Source organism: Amycolatopsis xylanica (assembly GCF_900107045.1).
GTDB classification, from domain to species: domain Bacteria; phylum Actinomycetota; class Actinomycetes; order Mycobacteriales; family Pseudonocardiaceae; genus Amycolatopsis; species Amycolatopsis xylanica.
Genome location: NZ_FNON01000003.1, coordinates 918,888 through 936,215 on the forward strand (window position 1 = coordinate 918,888; position 17,328 = coordinate 936,215).

The 17,328-nt window shown below is 68.6% G+C and carries 13 protein-coding genes; 4 read left to right on the plus strand and 9 right to left on the minus strand.

Annotated features, from left to right (window positions below; genetic code table 11):
* Positions 1-112 precede the first annotated feature (112 nt).
* On the plus strand, positions 113-1,177 hold the full coding sequence (gene pgfA, locus BLV57_RS17905; protein ID WP_091289978.1) for a cell envelope lipid trafficking protein PgfA: 1,065 nt from the start codon (positions 113-115) through the stop codon (positions 1,175-1,177).
* Here pgfA and BLV57_RS17910 read toward each other — a convergent pair whose 3' ends face one another.
* Positions 1,178-1,873: a class I SAM-dependent methyltransferase gene (locus BLV57_RS17910; RefSeq protein ID WP_091289980.1), complete on the minus strand. Its 696-nt coding sequence runs from the start codon at positions 1,871-1,873 to the stop codon at positions 1,178-1,180.
* Positions 1,874-2,026: 153 nt separating this feature from the next.
* On the opposite strand from BLV57_RS17910, the gene BLV57_RS17915 reads away from it, so the two are divergent.
* A complete protein-coding gene (locus BLV57_RS17915) occupies positions 2,027-3,259 on the plus strand; it encodes a glycosyltransferase (protein WP_091289982.1) in 1,233 nt (410 codons plus the stop codon).
* 930 nt (positions 3,260-4,189) lie between these two features.
* Here the strand turns inward: BLV57_RS17915 and BLV57_RS43295 are convergent.
* A complete protein-coding gene (locus tag BLV57_RS43295; RefSeq protein ID WP_176968663.1) occupies positions 4,190-4,366 on the minus strand; it encodes a hypothetical protein in 177 nt (58 codons plus the stop codon).
* Between the two features lie 3 nt (positions 4,367-4,369).
* Positions 4,370-6,034: an MmpA family trehalose lipid delivery protein gene (locus BLV57_RS17930; RefSeq protein WP_091289988.1), complete on the minus strand. Its 1,665-nt coding sequence runs from the start codon at positions 6,032-6,034 to the stop codon at positions 4,370-4,372.
* A 71-nt stretch (positions 6,035-6,105) separates the two neighbouring features.
* On the opposite strand from BLV57_RS17930, the gene BLV57_RS17935 reads away from it, so the two are divergent.
* A complete protein-coding gene (locus BLV57_RS17935) occupies positions 6,106-7,293 on the plus strand; it encodes a polysaccharide biosynthesis protein (RefSeq protein WP_091289989.1) in 1,188 nt (395 codons plus the stop codon).
* Here BLV57_RS17935 and BLV57_RS17940 read toward each other — a convergent pair.
* Positions 7,254-8,063, minus strand: a complete 810-nt coding sequence (locus BLV57_RS17940; protein WP_245757366.1) for a hypothetical protein — start codon at positions 8,061-8,063, stop codon at positions 7,254-7,256. The genes BLV57_RS17935 and BLV57_RS17940 overlap by 40 nt on opposite strands.
* Positions 8,064-8,305: 242 nt before the next feature.
* Positions 8,306-12,262 carry an alpha-(1->3)-arabinofuranosyltransferase gene (locus BLV57_RS17945; protein ID WP_091289991.1) on the minus strand — a complete coding sequence of 1,319 codons (3,957 nt, stop codon included), beginning with the start codon at positions 12,260-12,262 and terminating at the stop codon, positions 8,306-8,308.
* A gap of 148 nt (positions 12,263-12,410) precedes the next feature.
* Between BLV57_RS17945 and BLV57_RS17950 the strand changes: the two genes are divergently transcribed.
* Entirely contained in the window at positions 12,411-13,061 is a 651-nt protein-coding gene (locus BLV57_RS17950) for a class I SAM-dependent methyltransferase (RefSeq protein ID WP_091289993.1), read from the plus strand.
* On the opposite strand, the gene BLV57_RS17955 is transcribed toward BLV57_RS17950, so the two are convergent.
* From BLV57_RS17955 to BLV57_RS17970, 4 genes are all read right to left on the minus strand, one after another.
* Positions 13,055-14,785 (minus strand): hypothetical protein, encoded by a 1,731-nt coding sequence (locus BLV57_RS17955; protein ID WP_342741199.1) that lies wholly within the window; start codon positions 14,783-14,785, stop codon positions 13,055-13,057. The genes BLV57_RS17950 and BLV57_RS17955 overlap by 7 nt on opposite strands.
* 12 nt (positions 14,786-14,797) lie before the next feature.
* The gene (locus BLV57_RS17960) at positions 14,798-16,282 is read right to left on the minus strand and encodes a substrate-binding and VWA domain-containing protein (protein ID WP_091289997.1); all 1,485 of its coding nucleotides are present in this window, start codon (positions 16,280-16,282) and stop codon (positions 14,798-14,800) included.
* Between the two features lie 510 nt (positions 16,283-16,792).
* Positions 16,793-17,101: a hypothetical protein gene (locus BLV57_RS43300; RefSeq protein ID WP_091289998.1), complete on the minus strand. Its 309-nt coding sequence runs from the start codon at positions 17,099-17,101 to the stop codon at positions 16,793-16,795.
* Positions 17,101-17,328 (minus strand): hypothetical protein, encoded by a 228-nt coding sequence (locus tag BLV57_RS17970; protein WP_091290000.1) that lies wholly within the window; start codon positions 17,326-17,328, stop codon positions 17,101-17,103. The genes BLV57_RS43300 and BLV57_RS17970 overlap by 1 nt, the downstream gene beginning before the upstream one ends.

Genomic DNA, 17,328 nt, shown 5'->3' on the forward strand with positions numbered 1-17,328 from the left:
ATACCTGCGACGCAGGGTCACAATTTGACCCCGGCTGACAAGAAGGGACACTATCTTGCAGCCGGTTACCGTCGGGTAGTTACGGTGTTCGCAGCCTCACCGAGGAGGACCGTTGCGACGTGTTTTCAGCCTGATCTTGCTGGGACTGGGCGTATTCGCGATCGCGATCGCGGTACTGCTGCCCACCTTCGTCTATGCCAAGCTGGCGAAGGTGCCGCTCGATCAGAGTTCGACGTCCGTGCTCGAGGGCTCGAACATCCAGGTACTGGCGGTGACCAGCAAGGGCGTCGAGCTGCGCAAGGGCGCGACGCTGGCCGCCACCGCCAAGGTGCAGGCCAACTTCGAGCCCGCCGAGATGAAGGCGGGCACCGACGTGGCCGTCTGGCTGCTGGCCGTGCAGGTGGTCGACACCAAGGACAACACCATCGTCAGCGCGAGCAAGCGGCAGGTGTGCTTCGACCGCCGCACCGCGGAGGGTTACGTGCCGAAGAACGGCGAAGAGCCCAAGTGCCAGGCCAAGAGCTCCTTCGTCACCAAGCTCGACGAAACGGCGAAGGTTCCCGCGAACTCCAAGCCGCCGGAGAAGAACATCGAGCGCACCCAGCCGGGCCTGCAGTTCAAGTTCCCGTTCGGCACCGAGCAGAAGACCTACCCGGTCTACGACGACAACACCGGCACCGCGGTGCCCGCCGAGTTCAAGGGCACCGACACGATCAACGGTGTCGAGGTCTACAAGTTCGTCCAGAACATCGGTGACACGCAGATCGCGACGAAGACGGTCCCGGGTTCGCTCATCGGATCGTCGGAGGATTCGGTGAAGGACGTGCCGCTGTTCTACCAGGGCACGATCACCATGTGGGTCGAGCCGGTCACCGGCGTGCAGGTGAAGCAATCGCAGCAGCAGCACCAGGAACTGCGGCCGCCGGTCGGTTCCGGCGAGACGACCGTGGTCTTCGACGGGACGCTCACGTTCAACCAGAAGACCATCAACGGGCTGGTCGACCAGGTCAACGCGAACAAGGGCAAGCTGGACTTCATCACCACCATCGGCCCGATCGCGTTCGGCATCGGCGGTGGCGTGATGCTGCTGGCCGGGCTGTTCCTGCTGCTGCGCGGCCGCAAAGCCGAAGCCGAGCCGGGTGACCGCGCGGCCCCCCAGCACGCACTCAGCAGATAGTCAGTTCTTCTCCAGCACCAGCACGAGGTTCCAGGACGCGATTTCACGAAGTCCTGGAACCCGCGCGATCCACATCGCCCAGCTCGGGTGATAACGCGGATAAGCCCGGCGCAAGCGCGCGAGCGGTGTGGTTTTCGCCCAGCGGATGGCCGCGCCGACCGACAGCGGGAACAGGGATTCACCGAATTTGTTCTTCGGTTCCTTGCCCATGGTCCGCAGATAACGCTGTCGCGCGTAATGGCCGCCGAAGAAATGCCAAGGCGCGGTCTCGTGACCGCCCCACGGCGAATACCACGGCGTGAAGGAGAGGAAAACGGTGCCGCCTGGCTTGGTGACCCGGCACATCTCGTCGAGCATCACCCAGGGCTCGCCGACATGCTCCAGCACGTTGGACGAGTAGCAGATGTCCACGGATCCGGTGCGTACCGGCAGTTTCGTGCCACTGGCGCGCACCATGTTCTCGCCGGGCGCGCCCCGCGCGGACAGCTCGCCGACGTCCGGATCGACACCGAGGTAATACGCGCCCGCCGCACGGAAAGCGTCGGAGAAATAACCGGGCCCGCCACCGACATCGACGATCGTCCGGCCGTTCAGCGGCGTGTGAGCGGCCAATTGCCGGACGGAATCCTCGGCGAGCGTCCGGTAAAAACCGTCCGGGTCAGTCTGTTCGGTGAGAAATGATCGGAACAACGTCACGGAACGACGCAGGGTGGCCCGATGATGACCCGGTGCTGAAATGATACCTACCATCGAACCATCGCTTTCTGAGAATGATTCGCCTACTGTGTACGCACCGGTAACGTAGCACCGCCGCCCGAGGTTTGGAGAACATCGATGTGCCGACCCCGTGTGCTCCTGGTCAACTGGCGTGACACGGGTCATCCGGAAGGCGGCGGCTCGGAGCGCTACGTCGAGCGGATGGCCGAAGGGCTGGCCAAGTCCGGGTACCGCGTCGAGATCCAGTGCGCCGAATACCCGTCGGCCGGTGCCGGTGAGTGGCGTGACGGCGTCCGCTATCGCAGGCGTGGCAACAAGTTCGGCGTGTACCCGCACGCGCTGCGCGCCATCCGCAAGGCCCGCGCCGACCTGGTGGTCGACGTGCAGAACGGGATGCCGTTCTTCGCCAAGCTGGTCGCGGGCTGCCCGGTGCTCGTGCTCGTCCACCATGTGCACCACGAACAGTGGATCAGCGCGCTCGGGGAGACACTCGGCCGGATCGGCTGGTGGATCGAGTCCACACTGGCGCCATGGCTGTTCCGGAAGTGCCGCTACGTCACGGTTTCCGACGTCACCAAGGACGAGCTGGTGACGCTCGGCGTCGACCGCTCGCGGATCGCCGTGGTGCCCAACGGGATGGACGCCCCGCCCCGCCGCGGGGTGACCCGCAGCAAGGAACCTACGCTGGTCGCGGTCAGCAGGCTGGTGCCGCACAAGCGGATCGAACACGCCATCGACGTCGTCGCGAAGCTCGCGCCCCGCTGGCCGACGCTGCGGCTCGAGGTCGTCGGGCAGGGCCCGTGGCACGAGGTGCTGCGCGAGCACGCCGTCAAGCGCGGCGTCGCCGACCGCGTCCGGCTGCACGGCTGGGTCGACGAGCAGGGCAAGCACGAAGTACTGGCGCGCTCCTGGGTGCATCTGTGCCCGTCGGTCAAGGAAGGCTGGGGAATCGTGAACATGGAGGCCGCCGCGCACGGCGTGCCTTCGGTCGCGTACCGGTCGGCCGGTGGTGTCACCGAGTCCATTGTGGAAGGTGAGACCGGGCTGCTGGCCGACGATTTCGACGATTTCGCGGCCCAGGTGGACAGTCTGCTCCGGGACCGGGGCCGCCGCGCCGCCATGGGCACGGCCGGGGTGGCCTGGGCGGACAAGTTCAGCTGGGAGCGCAGCGCCGATCAGTTCGAGTCACTGGTGCGCGACGTCGCCGGGCTGCCCGCTCCGCGCCCGCGCACCCTGGCGGCGCAAGGCGTCGACCACGCCGTCGGCCAGCCTGCCCGCGGCCGCGCCGTCGAAGTCCTTGCGGCGGGCGCGCACGGTCACCGTGCTGGTGCCGCCGACGGTCGCCGCGCCGAACGCCACGCCTGAGCGTCCGCTGGCGGCCGGGTAGAACGCGATCGACCGCACGCACTCGGCTTCGATGACGCCGAGGTTCGAAACGAGGAAGGTCGACCCGAGCCTGCTCGCGAGCAGGCGGGTGCCGAGCCGGGCGATCGTGCTGCTGCGCGCGGGAAAATCCGGCTCCGGCGCTTGGGCGGCCAGTGATGTCCCGACTTCGCTCGCGACCGGTGCACTGCTCACCCGCAGCCGGAAGAACGCGCTGTCGCGGTCCGGCTCGGGTGCGGCGCCCGCCCGGCACGAGGCGCCGATCGCGGCCACCACGCGCGCGGCGGACCTGCCGTGCTCGCCGTTCCAGCGCTCGGTCGCGTGCGCGGCCGCCGCGACGAGTTCCGCCGTGCCGCACCGCATCCGGGGTTCGTTCCTGGCGCTGAAGACGTCTCCAGGCGACGGCGAGCCGCCGCCCGGCGTGATCCTGGCCGGTGGCGCGAAAAGGGCCTCAGCGAGCCGCTTGGCCGCCGAGGCGAGAAAGGACGTGCCCGCGGACCGGGCGCCGATTCCCTTGGCGCCGGAGGAAAGGGGACTGTCCACAACGATCCCGAGCACGGCCAGCAGGCCGAGCCCGTCGAGCGCGCCGTGATGCGCGGCGACGAGCACCACCGGCTCGTCCGTGCACACGGCGACGCGGATCAGTGGCGCACCGCGGTCATAGGGCCGCTCCGCGAAACGCGCGCGGGCCTGAGGAATCTCGGCGGCGCGGATCGGCTCGACCGCCGGTGGCGCACCGAGATGGGGATACCGGACCGTCGCGTCACGAAGCCGTTCGCGCACCGCTTCGGCAGGCAGCACCGAAAACAGGCATGCCTCTATCAGGATGCTCCAGGAAACGGTGGGGTCACCGTAGAGCCCGACGACGCTGTGCGCCTGGTCGGAAGCTGACTGGGACATCGGCCGAAGGCGTCAGCGATTGCCGTAGATGGTCGGCAGGTTGTCGAGCGGGTTGTACTTGTCCTGGAACCTGGCCTCCACCGTGGTGGTGGTGTCCGGGTCCGAGGTGCTGACCAGTGCGAGGCTGCCACCCGCCGCGAGCCCGAGCCCGGCGAGGATGGCGGCGACGGCGCCTACCAGGGTTGCCAAGGGTTACTCCTTCTGCGGCAGGGAAATCCGGCCGGGGCTCAATCTACGCATCGGTAACATGCTGCACAACAGTGCGGCCATGATCGTTGTCAGCGCTACTCCATTCGCCAGCAGCACCCCGGTCCACGACACCTCGCGCACGGCGGGCGCGACCGGCGTCCGGTACAGCGTGAGCCACGGCCCCGACCACACTGGCACCGCGCCCTCGAGCAACGCCGGATCGACGCGTCCGGGTGTTCCATGCTCGACGAGAATCCAGCCGATGCCTTCCAAGGCCAGCTCGCGCGCGGATTTCGCCTGGCGGATCCGCGCGAGCCGAGTGTCCTCACCAGAGATGACCTGGTCGCCGACGCGAAGCGTGTCGTCGATCAGCACGGTCTTCGGCAACGCACGCGGCGCCGGGTCGAACTGTGTCCGGAAATCATTCCACCGGAAGACGCGGAATGTCGAAAACGGCACTGCCAGCACATCGCCTGGCCGGTCATCGGCGGCGAGCAGGTCGTGCACGGCCCGCCAATCATCCGGGTACTGCACGGTTTCCAGCCTGCCCCAGCCCGCGAACGCGAGATCCGGCATGACGATCAGCGGGAACACGGCCGCCACCACGACGACACCCTTGGCGCGCCGCGCGGCCGTCTCGACGGCGAGCGCGAACCCCAGCGCGAGCGGCAACGCCAGCCAAGCCACCCACTTCTGCGCGTCCCGCAGCAATCCGGCGCCGGGAACGTGCGACACCGCCCAGGTGAGCACGGGCTCGCCCAGCGGCAAAGTCGCGAGCGAAGCGAGCAGCACCCCGCAAACCCCGAGCAGCACCAACGATCTCGCCGGCGCCACACCCCAGCGCCGGGCCAGCGTCTTCACTCCGAACGCCGCGATGCCCAAGGTGATCAGGATCAGGACCGGCGCGATCGGCCCGCTCCGGCTCTCCGGCACGACATCGCCGTTCCAGATCCCGCCCAGCCCGAGAACGCTCAGTATCGCCGGGCCCCAGCTTTCCGGCCGCGCGCTGAAAGCGGCGACCCCGGCGGGATCGGACAGTGAACTACCCGGGCGCGTCAGCGTCGGCACCAGCCAAGGCAGGTTGAGGAGGACAGCGACACTCAGCGTCTGCCAAGCCTTACGAGGCCCAGCGGCGACGACAGCAGTGGCTGCGGCCAGCACGCCGCCCGGCGGGGTAAGCATCGCGGGCGCGCATGCGAGCACAAGGTGTGCGAGCGCTTTGGGCTGTTCTCTGAGCTTAAGACCCGCTTGGACGATCCAGGGCAGGCACGCGTATGTGATCAGCAACGGCCAGTGCCCGATGAACAGCCGTTCCGCGAAGTACGCGGTCCACGCGTAACCGGTCGCGGCGACGACCCGGATCCCCAGGCTTTCGGTCGGCACCAGCCTGCCCGCTCCGTAAGCGGCGAAGAAGACCGACAGCACCAGCACGAGCTTCTGCACGACGTCGCCGGGCAGCACGGCCGTCGCGAGCGCGGCGACAGCGTCGGCTGGAACGGACCGAGCCAGCGACGACCCGAGCCCGAAAGCATCCGGCACCAGCGCTTGCCGCGGCGCGAACACCATGTCGTAGCTCAGCACGAACCCGCGTCCGAGCAAGGGCGCCAGCATCAGCAGTGCGAGCCCGGCCGACACCGCGGGCAGGGCAAGTCGCCTGGTTACTCCCAACGGCCCTCCCTTTCCGCTTCCGGCCGGGCTATGGTCGCTCGATTACTCGCCGGTAATAAAGGAGCGGGTCTTTGACCGTAGCCGAAGCACGGACGGACGAGCGCGTCTCGGCGATCCTCGTCTCGCTCGCTTTGGCATGCAACAACGCGGGCAGCTACGCCTTGAGCCTCGTCGCGGCCCGCCTCCTCGCCCCCAGCGCGTTCGGCGAGCTCAGCTCACTGCTCGCGGTGCTGGTCATCGGCGTCGTCCCCGCGATGGGCCTGCAAACGGTCACCGCGCTCCGCGTCGCCCGCAAGTCCGACACGTCCCTGATGGCACTCGGCCTGACCACGGCGGCCATCGTCGCCGGACTGGGCCTCCTGCTGGTGCCGGTCCTGGTCCTCGTGCTGCACCTGGGCTCCTTCGTGCCCGCGCTGCTGCTCGCGGCCACTCTCGGCCCTCTGACGCTCCTAGGATTGTTTCACGGCCTCTTACAGGGCAGCAGACGTTTCTCGGTACTGGCAGGCCTTATCGCGCTCGAAGGCGTCGGCAAGGTGGGAGGCTCGCTCGTCGGCCTGCTCATCGCGGGAAACGCGACCGGCGCGCTGGCAGGCACGGCACTGGGCTCGCTCCTGGTCGTGACGGTCAGCTGGGTCGTCTGCGGCAAACCCCGCCCGATCCGCGGCGCCCGCGTCGGCGAGGTGCTGCACACCGCGCAGGCGATGCTGGCGTTGGTCCTGCTGGTCAACCTCGACCTGGTGCTGGCCAGGCACACCCTGCCCGCGGCGGTCGCCGGCGAGTACGCGCTGGGCTCGATCGTCACGAAGATCGCGTACTGGCTCCCCCAGGCGGTCGGCGTCCTGGTCCTCCCCCGCTTCGCGCACGGCGGCTCCCGGCGACGGGTGCTGCCGATCGCGTTGCTGGTGTGCGCGGGGCTGGATGCGGTGGTCCTGGCGGTGGCGCTGGTTCTCGGTCCTGGGTTGCTGACGATCATCGGCGGCACCGGCTACTCGGGCAGCACGATGGCGGTGTGGCCGTTCGCGCTCACCGGCTCGATGCTCGCTCTGGTCCAGATCCTGCTCTACGCCCGGCTCGCCGACGGTGACCGCCGGGTGACGGCCTTGCTGTGGGCGGCCGTGGTGGTGGAGGTCGTCGTGGTGACGGCGTGGCTGCACGGGTCGGCCGCGCAGGTGGTTGGGGTTTCGGCCTGCTGCGTCGGCGGGCTTGCTCTGGCTGGGGCCTACGTCGAGATTCGGGCTTCGGGGCGGGGACGGGCCTGAGCGGTCCGGTAGGCCGCGCGGAGTTCGGCTCGCACCTTGTCTGGCTCGGTGCGCAGTCTCGCGGGCGCGGTCTGGAGTAGGACTATCCCGGCTTGCGTGTAGCGGGTGTTTCTCGCGAGCGTTTCGAGGTAGTCGTCGCCTTGGCCGTGGTGCTTGCGGGAGTCGATCTCCCAGGCGAGGGCGACTTCGTCGGCCCAGGCGTCGGGTGTGGCGATGTGGTGACCTTGTCCGTCCACGATCTTCACGTTCCAGTGGCAGGGCGGGAGGCCTGCGCGTTGCCAGAGGCGCCATGCGTCGGCTTCGGCCACTGAACGGGCTCCGCCGAGCAGTGGGATGAGGGCGCGCCTGGGTTTCGCCGCACCCCGCGAGCAGCCTTGGTCGAGTTCGCGGGCGAGCATGTCGACTGTGCATCGGCCGCGCTGAACCGCCTCGGCCATGATCGCGAGGATCGTGTCGTCGCCCTTGAGCCGCCGGACGGCATCGAGTACCGCCCGGTGCACAGGAGCACAGGGAATTCCCTGGCGTGTTCGCGGGCTCGGCAAGCGAGTGGTCGTTTCGACGTGGACGAACCTCGCACTGCTGATCTTGCGATCGGGTGGGAGGAGGATATGCACGTCCTTCGGGGCGGGGAGATTCTCGAGGCCGTACCTGCGGAGTGCCCAGATGCCGGTCAGCATCGCTTCTTCGCGGCCATGCAGGATCGCCGCTTGGACGAGGTGTTCGTCGGTCGGTTCGCCGTTGCTGAGGAGAAGAATCCCACGCAACAGCATTTGCCACACCCCGCGCTCACACCGGTGGTTTATCGTCCGCCGGGGTACGCCCAGGCTTTCAAGCGTTTCCGCCCGAATCACGATCGGCTTGCCCAGCAGGGGGTTCTCGGCCCAGCTCCCTCTTCGCACCGCACCAGCCTGGGCCCGCCCGCTCACGTTGCCTAATCGCTGGCGAACCGGGTGGACCATTCGCGCGCGAAACCCTAGTTTTGGCCATTCAATGGCCAAAACTAGGGTTTCGCTCACCTCCGGCTCGACCCGAACCACTCCACGCAACACGCGACCACCGCGGCGGCCGCCAGCAGGAGCGCGCCTTGGGTGACCAGGCCGTAAGCCCAGTCCTGCCCATGCCCCAGCAAGCGCCCGGTCACCGCGACCCCGGTCCCCACGGCCATCCCCCCGAAAGCCAGCACCCTGGGCACCCGTTCACTGAACTGCCGCCCCAGCAGGCACACGATCAGCAACACCACCGGCAGCATCCCGCCCAGCACCACCAGTACCGCGATCATCCCCACCGCGGCCACACTCGCCCCGCCGGGCTCGACCGTGATGCGGCGCCGCCGCGCGGGCAAGAACGCGCCCAGCAGGAACAGCGCGACCGCGATGGCCCCGGCCAGGAGCGCCGTCCGATACGTCGTGTCCGGCGTGAACGCGAGCGACACCACCCCGCCCGCCCCCGCGGGCACGATCCAGGCCTGCTGCCATCCGTCCACCCGGGTCTTCGCCAGCGGGCGACCGTCCAAAGTGGCCACCCACCCGGCGTTGGCGTTCTCCGGAACCGAGAGCACCGCTTCCGCACCAGGGGCGACCGTCACCTCCCGCGCCGTCGCGTCCCATTTGGACACTTGGACCGCGCGATGCTCGACAGGCCGGGCCACGGCGTCGGCCGGGCGGAACCACAAGTCCTGCACCACGAACGCGTCCGACCGGTCGGTGCGCACCTCGTGCCCGCCCGGCGCGAGTTCGACGCCGCCCTCGGAGTCGGGACACGTGCGCAGCGCGAGCGGCCGGTGCGCCGTCAAATCGGCCAAAGTCCCCTGCACGGAGGTGTGATAGTCCAGCCCGTCCAAGTGGACGTTCGGCCCGGCCCCGCACGGCACGGTGAACGAGGGCTCCGCGGCAGGCAGCCCGTCGAACGACAACGTCCCGATCCCGAAAGCGATCCGCCGGTCGTCGTCCGAGGCGATGATGCTGACCTTGAGCTGCTTTGTCTCAAGTGGACTGAACGTCGCCACCCCGTCGACCAGCTCGACGACCTGGGTCCCCGAATCGGACGCCAGCTCCAGCCGGGGCGGCGCCTTGGCCGTCCCCTGGGGATCGACGGCGACCCGGAGCGACGAGATCCGTTGCTCTTCCTGCCACTCGAAGGTCAGGGTCGGCCGAAGATCGGTCAGATCGGGGATCCACGCCGTCGCGGGATCACCGTCGACCGCCGCGAAGCCCGAGGCCGCGATGTCACCGCCGAGCTGCGAGGTCGCCGAAACCTTGACCCCCGGCAAGGTCAATGGGCTCCGCGCGTCGAAGGCCGGGACCACCGTCCCACCGAACACAAAGGACGTTCGCGCCGAGGTGCCGAACAACCGGTGCACACCACCGGGTTCCTCGCCCTGGCGTGCCAAAGCCGGGTCGCAGCGGACATGGCCGTCGTCGGTCACGCAGGCGTAGCGCGGCTGCGCGCCTCGCGTGAACGCGAAACCGGGGACGTCGCCAGGAGGCAGGTCGGACGGCACTTCGAGGGCGCGCTGCGGGTCTGTGCCGGGGATCTTCAACTCGGCGATGCCGACGTTGCCGTCCTGCCTGCCGACCACCAGCGACAGCAGCGTGATGCGGACCTTGCGGGTCAGGCCGGGCGACGTCGGGTAACTGTGCGGGCCCGCGCCGCGCGCGACCTGCTGCTCGACCGAGCCGGTGTCGGTCGTGATGCGGATGCGGGTGGCTGGCCAGCCGACGCGGATGTCCTCCACCATTTCGAGGTCGATCGCGTTGACCAGCCTCGGGGTGTCGAGTTCGACCTCGAGCCATTGGCCGATCGGGCCGGTGAACGACGACGAATGCCAGGCCGTGCGCGAGTCGCCGTCGATCGCCGCGAACGGCTGATGACTGGGGTCCGCGCCGCCGAACGCGTCGGCGAACGAGGCCGCCGTCGACGCGGTGACCGAGCGGATCCCGCGATACGCCGCGACGGTCTGGTGTTGCCGCCCCGGGAACGGCAGCACGTCGCTGGCCGCGCGATCCAGTCGCGGCGGTTCGGACGCGGTCAGCGTCTGGCTGAGATTGTCGCGCACACCGGCGACATTTCGCTCAGCTCGGCGCAGTCCGTCGGTGACATACCGAGGACCGCCGGGTGAGCCGCCGTCTCCGGTGAGCACGGTCGGCACCGACGGATCGAGCTGACCCGAATTCAGCAGTGGCAGCAACGACTCCGGCCCGCCGCTGACCGTCGGAACGTCCTTTGTGGACGTCGCGGTGACCGTCGGGACCTCGCGCCGCACCTCGTAGATCTCCAGCGGCCCGAACGTCGCCGCCTTGCCGATGCCGGGCGAGCCCGCGAGCCCGGACCGCAGTGTCGACACCGCGGGCGCGTCGAGCTTGCGGCGATCAATGTCGTTACGCAGCAACAAGAACCGATACCCGGATCGCGCGAGCAGCGGCGCCAGGCCCGGGTCTCCCCTGCCGTCGGCGAGCGCGGCGTCGACGGTGTCCATCAGCCGCGTGTTGCCCTCGGAGCCGAGCGGGACCTGGTTGCGCACGGCCCACGGGCTCGACGCGAGCGCCTGCGCGGGCTCGTCCACCGTGCGGCCCCAGTCGTACTCGCCGAAGCCGGTCGCGGGCAGCATCAGCGTGCGGGCGCGCGCGTCGGCCTTGGCGACGTACGCGAGCGCGTCGTGCCAGTAACCGGGTACCGCGTCCCAGCCGGGGCCGGGGCGCAGCGTCAGCATGAACGCGGGCGCCGCCATCCCCAGCACCAGCAGCAGGCCGAGCGCCGGTCGGACCCAGCGGCGGGCCGCGTGCACGGGACCCGAAATGCCGTAGACGAACGCCAGCATGAGCGGCAGGCGCAGCACCGGCTCGAACTTGTGCACGTTGCGCAGCGGCGCGAGCGGCCCGTCGAGCAGGTGCCGCACCGGTTCCGCGAGCGGGCTGTCGAGCGTGCCGACGTACCCGACGGTGAGCAGCGTGAGGCCGACGAGCACACCCAGCACGAGGAACCGGCGTTCCGGCAGCGCCGCGCGGGTGAGCCCGAACAGCCCGACCGCGGCGACGAGCCCGGTCACGGCCATCAGCACCGGATTGTCGATCAGCGTCCACCCGGCTGGCCACCACGGCGTTCCCTGCACGACGTAGGCGACCCATTGGTTCGTCCCGCGCAGCACCTCGAACAGCGACATCGGCGCGGTCGTGTTGGTCGCGGACTCGATGTAGTTCAGGAACGGCAGGCTGTATTCGCCGAGCAGCAGCAGCGGCAGGATCCACCAAAGCGTCGCACCGGCGACGAACACGATCCACCACAGCACCAGCTTCAGGTGATCCGTCGTCCAGAACCGGGTCAGCAGCCACAAACCGGGCAGCACCAGCGCCATGACCACCATGGCGCCGTTGACCCCGCCCATGCACAGCACGGCGAACGCGGACAGCCCGGCGGCGCGGCGCGGCGATCCGATACGCCCGGCGCGCACCAGCGGCAGCATCACCCACGGCAACAGCACCGCGGGCAGCATTTCCGCCGACAGCGGGCCGATTTCGGTGAGCATGCGCGGCGCCAGCGCGTATCCGAGCGCGCCGACCAACCGCGCCCGCTCGGTGCCGATGCCCATCGCCCGCGCGAGCAGCAGCGCGCCGCCGAACGCGACCGAGAGCAGGATCGCGCACCACAGCCGTTGCGAGATCCACACCGGCAGGCCGACCGCGCGGCACAGCGCGAAGTACGGGCCCATCGGGAACAGGTAGCCGTACGCCTGGTTCTGCAGTTCCCCGCTGGTCGCCTGCGGGTTCCACAGGTGCAGCGCGCGCACCAGGAAATTCAGCGGATCAACCGACAAGTCGAGCTTCGTGTCGAAAGTCGTCTTGCCCGGCCGTTGCACGAACGACAACACGGTCAGCCCGAGCACGATCCAGGTACTCGGGCCGCGCAGGAACCGGCGCGGCGCCGAGCCTTCGCGCTCGACGCTGTCCTCGGTCCGCTCGGCCGTTGTTACCATCCGGTAGATCCTAAGCGGAAACGTGGCTACGATGGGCCGACGATTTTTTCCCAGCGGCCTAGGCAGGTGCGCTATTTCTTCTGAGCGAACACAGACAGCGGACGAATTCGGCCACGCGTGGGCGCTCGCGGAACCGGTCAAGGGCTGGATGACCAGGGACCAAGGGCTCGCGCTGTGGAACGCCGCACGCCGGCTCGGCAAGGGCGACGTGATCGTGGAGATCGGCAGCCACCAGGGCCGGTCCACGGTCGTGCTCGGCTCCGCGGCGCGCACCGTCGGCGCGAAGGTGATCGCGGTCGACCCGTTCGTCGACGGCAAGCTGTTCGGCGGATCCCCGACACGCCAACGGTTCGAGGCGAACATCACGGCCGCCGGGCTGGACGACGTCGTCGAACTCGTCAGCGGGTACAGCACCAAGCTGCGGCCGGACTGGGACCGCCCAATCCAGCTGCTCTACATCGACGGCAAGCACGACTACTGGACCTACACCGACGATCTGCTGTGGTCGGAGTATCTTCCGCCGGGCGGAGAAATCCTGGTCCACGACTGTTTTTCGTCGATCGGTGTCACGCTCGGCACCATCGCGAAGGTCCTTTTCGGACGGCGATACGCCTATGTGGACCGCGCGACTTCGCTCGCCCGCTTCCAATTGCGCAAGCCGACTTCGGCCGATCGGCTGCGCACATTAGCCCAATTGCCATGGTTCTTCCGCAACGTCTGCATCAAGGTGCTGCTACGCCTGCGGTTGCGTGCCGTGGCCAGGCTGGTCGGCCACGACAGCCCGTACGACCCTTACTGAGTGATCGGCTTCCCGATCTCGAGCTTCGCGGCGCAGATCGGCGCGCCCTTGCCCGAAAGCTGCAGGCCGACCTTGTCGTAAAGCCCTTCGATGGGCACGTATACCGCGTGCACGCCCGGCGGGAACCACACCGGCGTGCGGACGCCGTCGTGGTCGACGAAGCCTTCGCCGCCGTCGGAGGTGAAGTACTCGATCTTGAGCAGGTTGCGGCCCAGCACCGGCTTGTCCAGCGGGATCCGGACGAGGTCCTCGCCGACGACCGTGCCGCAATCCGGCACCGGGCCGGGCAGGCCGCGGGCGACCGGGTCGACGCCGATGATCCGTTTCGGCCTGCCCAGGTCGTCGAGCAGGTGCATCTTCACGGTGGCCTGATCGAACCGGGTGCCGGGAATCAGGCCGACCACCCGCGAGGCGCGTGAATTGTCGGCGAACCATTCGTGCATCACGTCACGTGGCACGAAAGTGTCGTACAGCACCAGTTCCGCGTCGTTCGCGACGGCGGCGCGGACGTTCGCGATGTACTGGCGCGACTGATCGAACCGCAATGCCGGCGCGAGCCGTGGGAAAGTCACGGCCGAACTCGCCAGCAGCAGTACACAAAGGACGATCGCGACCGGCCGTTCCCGCGCGCCACCGGTCTCGCCGGGTGTCAGCAACGCGAACGAGCCGCACAGCGCCGCGATCAGCGTCAGCTCGGCGACGTACCGCGGATCGTTGCCGAGCCCCGGTCCGACATCGGTGAGCCGCGTCGCCGCCACCAGGCCGACGTCCACCGCGAAGGTGAACCCCAGCAAGGCCCAAGCCTGCCAAGCCCGCCGCCCGGTGCGGCGCCCGGTCGCGATCACGAGCACCAGCAACCCGATCAGCAACCCGACGCTCACCAGGATCGGCGAAGGCGCCCACGTCGCGCCGGGCCCCGGCCCGGACCATGGCCCGCCGAGCAGTCCCGGCAGGACCGTGTCCGCGAGCATCCGCCCGGTCAGATCGGCCACCGTGCCGGCGGACACCGTCCCGGTGCCGTGCGCGACCTGGCTGGACGTCAACGACAGCAACAAGATCACATAGCCCGCGAGCACCAAGCCCAGGCAGGCCCACAACTTGAGGTACTTGCGCAGCGGTTCACCGAGCAGCACGGTGACGCCGACGACGAGCACCGGGATGAAAACGGCCTTCTCGTAGAAGGCGAGCCCGAACACGGTCCACGCGATCGTGCCGATCGCCCAGCGCCCGCCCTCGCGCAGATACCGCACATGCGCGTGAAGCGCGCCGACCATGCCGAGCAGCACGGGAAGCACCTGCACGCCGTACGCCCACCACACGGTCGGGACGAGCAGCAAATTCGACGCGGTGACCACGGTGAACGGCACCAGGATCGCCCACCGCCGACCGAAACACCGCACCAGCAGCGCCCAGAACAACGCCGACGCGGCCGCCTGCATGAGCAGCAGCGGAATCGTCAAGACCGCGAAGTTCAACGGTGCCAAGGCGGTCAAGAACCAGGTGAGCAGAAAACATCCCGGCGCGAGATGCCCTTGGTAATCCTGGAAAAGATAGCCAAGATCGAACGGACTGGCATGCCCCGCCCGATAGGTGATCAAGAAGTCGTCCTGGCCGAGACTGCCATGCAACGCCGCCCAGGCGTGAAAAGCGAACGGCACCGCGGCCGCGACGAAGGCCGCGACGGTGAGCGGCGACAGGACCTTGACCGCGGGTCTTTCACGCACCAGCACGGCGCCTCACTTCTTACAGGCGGGAGGTTGACACATGATCTTGCTCAACGCCTGATAGAAGACGTCGGAGATCTTCCGAGGATCGGCCGTGGTGAACGACTCCCCGCCGGTGGCGGCCGAAACGGCCTGCAACTCGGTCGCGTCGATGTCCGGCCCGATACCGATTCCGATGAACGGCAAGGGTTTACGCGGATCCTGCAGCCTGCCGAGCTCACTCTTGAGCTGATCGAGACTGATCCCGTCCCGGTCCTCGTTCCGCCCGTCGGTGAGCACGACGACCAGGTTGATCCGGCCAGGCCGCCAATTCTGGCGCGCGCTCTGATAAGCGGCGAGTATCGAGTCGTACAGTCCCGTCGCGCCACCGGCTTTGGGCCGCACCGCCTTGAGCTTGTCGACACCGCCCGCCGCTAGCTGCTCGGCGATCGTGCGCATCGGCAGGAGTTCCTGGTAGTCCTTGTCACCGTCGAGCTTGGTGGAGAACAACCACAATCCGAGCTCGGTCGTCAGCTTGAACAGCCTAAGCCCTTGCGTCGCCGCCTCGAGCGTGAGATCCATCCTCGATCGCCCGGTGCCGGGCACGACCGCGGCCATCGAACCGGAGACGTCGAGCAGAACCTGAATGCGCGCACTGAGATTCACCCCGGCCCAGGCCTGCAGCACGGCGTACATGGCATCGGGGGGCAGCGGCGGAGCCGCGCCCTTGAACCCGGCGTCGGCGATCGCCTTGACCGCGGGCGGCGCGAGCAAGGTCCGCAGAAACCGCTCGGCGCCGGACCTTCCGGCCTCGGAAGCCTTGGGCAGCACCACATACGGGTAGTCGAGGCTCGGCGTGTTCGCGTAGACCGGAACCCGCTTGCGCCCCAGCGTGACCTGCTCGGACGCGGGCAGCACCTTGGGATCCGGTGCGGCCAGTTTCCGCATGGCGGCGATGAAGGAGGCGTCGTCCTTATTGAGCTCTTTGACCCCGAGCAACGCCGAGATGCTAACTGGATCACGGTTCGGATCGGGCAGCCCGACCGCCTCCCCGTCGAGGATTTCCTGCCACCCAGGCGCTTTTTCGGGCCAGCCGTACTTACGCGCGGTCTCGTCATCGAGCGACAGGACGACGGGCGAACTCGCCACCGATTGACCGGATTCGGGCAGATTCCAGGCCCCGGCATCCCTGGCCTGCAACAGCCAAGTGCTCGACTCAGGCACCCAGACATCAAGCCCGCTCGACCCGCCCGCGAGCGCCTCCGCGGTTTCGGCGGACCCGGCCGACGCGACGTCGACCTGGAAACAGTCCTGCTCAGGCAGCGTACGGGCCAATTCCGTGAGCACCGGCGCGATGTCCGGCGCCGCGGCGATCCTGACCTGCGAGGTGCTCTCACACCCGCCGTTCGCCAGCCGCGCCCGCAGATATTCGACGCCGACCCACCCGAGCAGCGCGATCACCAGCAGCGCGCTCAAGATGACGACCGGCGAACCGAACCGCCTCGCGTCTGCCCGCATGCACCTGCCTCCGTGTCACCGAAGGCGTCATTACTTCACAGTAGCGCCGGTTTGGCAACGACGAGCCATTCGTCGTAACCGGCTCCGCCATGTGCGCGACTTGGCTTATGTGCCGGCCACGCGCATCCTGCTCGCAGCGGCCGCCGTAGCGCTTTCGCGTGCACGGCCCCGCACTCTCCGCCTGCCCCGACAACGGCGCCGATCCCGGCGCCGGCCCCGGTTTCGTCATCAGCGGTTCCGCCGCCACCTGCTCCCCTGACCGCGACGCTCAAAGCTTCCGCGAAGAGAACGGTTTCGGCGTCCGGCCCGGGGTGCGGCCTGCGGGCGGTCACGGCGGGCAAGTTCAACCCCGCTTGCCCCGAATATCAGGGTTACCTGGATCCCGGCGGCCCCGGCCGCGGTCCCACCTCCGGCGAGCTGCAGCACCGATACGGCTGCGAGCAGGGCTACATCCCCAAGTCCGAATGCTGAAAGAGCGGGGAAGCGCCGAGCGCTCCCCCGCTCGCCCTGTCAGCGGGTGCAGCTGATCACCGCGGTCCCGTAGTAGTAGCCCGGCCCCCACCGGCTGGAGTCGGTGAACGTCGTCACGCACTGCGCGGGCGGGATGTAGCCCGCGACCGCCGCCTGCCGCTGCGCGTCCTTGACGGCCTTGTTCTTGGCCTCGTTCGGGCTGTTCCCGAAGTCCCAGCCGCTGAAGGTCCGCGTCTCCTGGATGACGGCCGCGTTCGCGGTGGCCACTCCCACCTGGATCGCCGGAACCACGGCGCCGGCGCCGACGAACGCCGCCACGACCAACCCGCGCTTGATGAGCTTGTGCATCAGTCACACACCCGGAGGTTGAACGACCGACCCATGTACGAGCCGTAGTAAGCGTTGCCGATCGACGAGCTGTACTGGTAGACGATCACGCCGCCCACGTTGCTGTAGCCCTCGTAGCTGTAGCGCACATATCCGCAGCCCGCGGCGTCGGCCTGCGCCAGCGGGACCATCGTCGCGGCGCCTGCCAGCGTCAGCGCGACCGCGGCACGCTTCAAGACGTTCTTCAT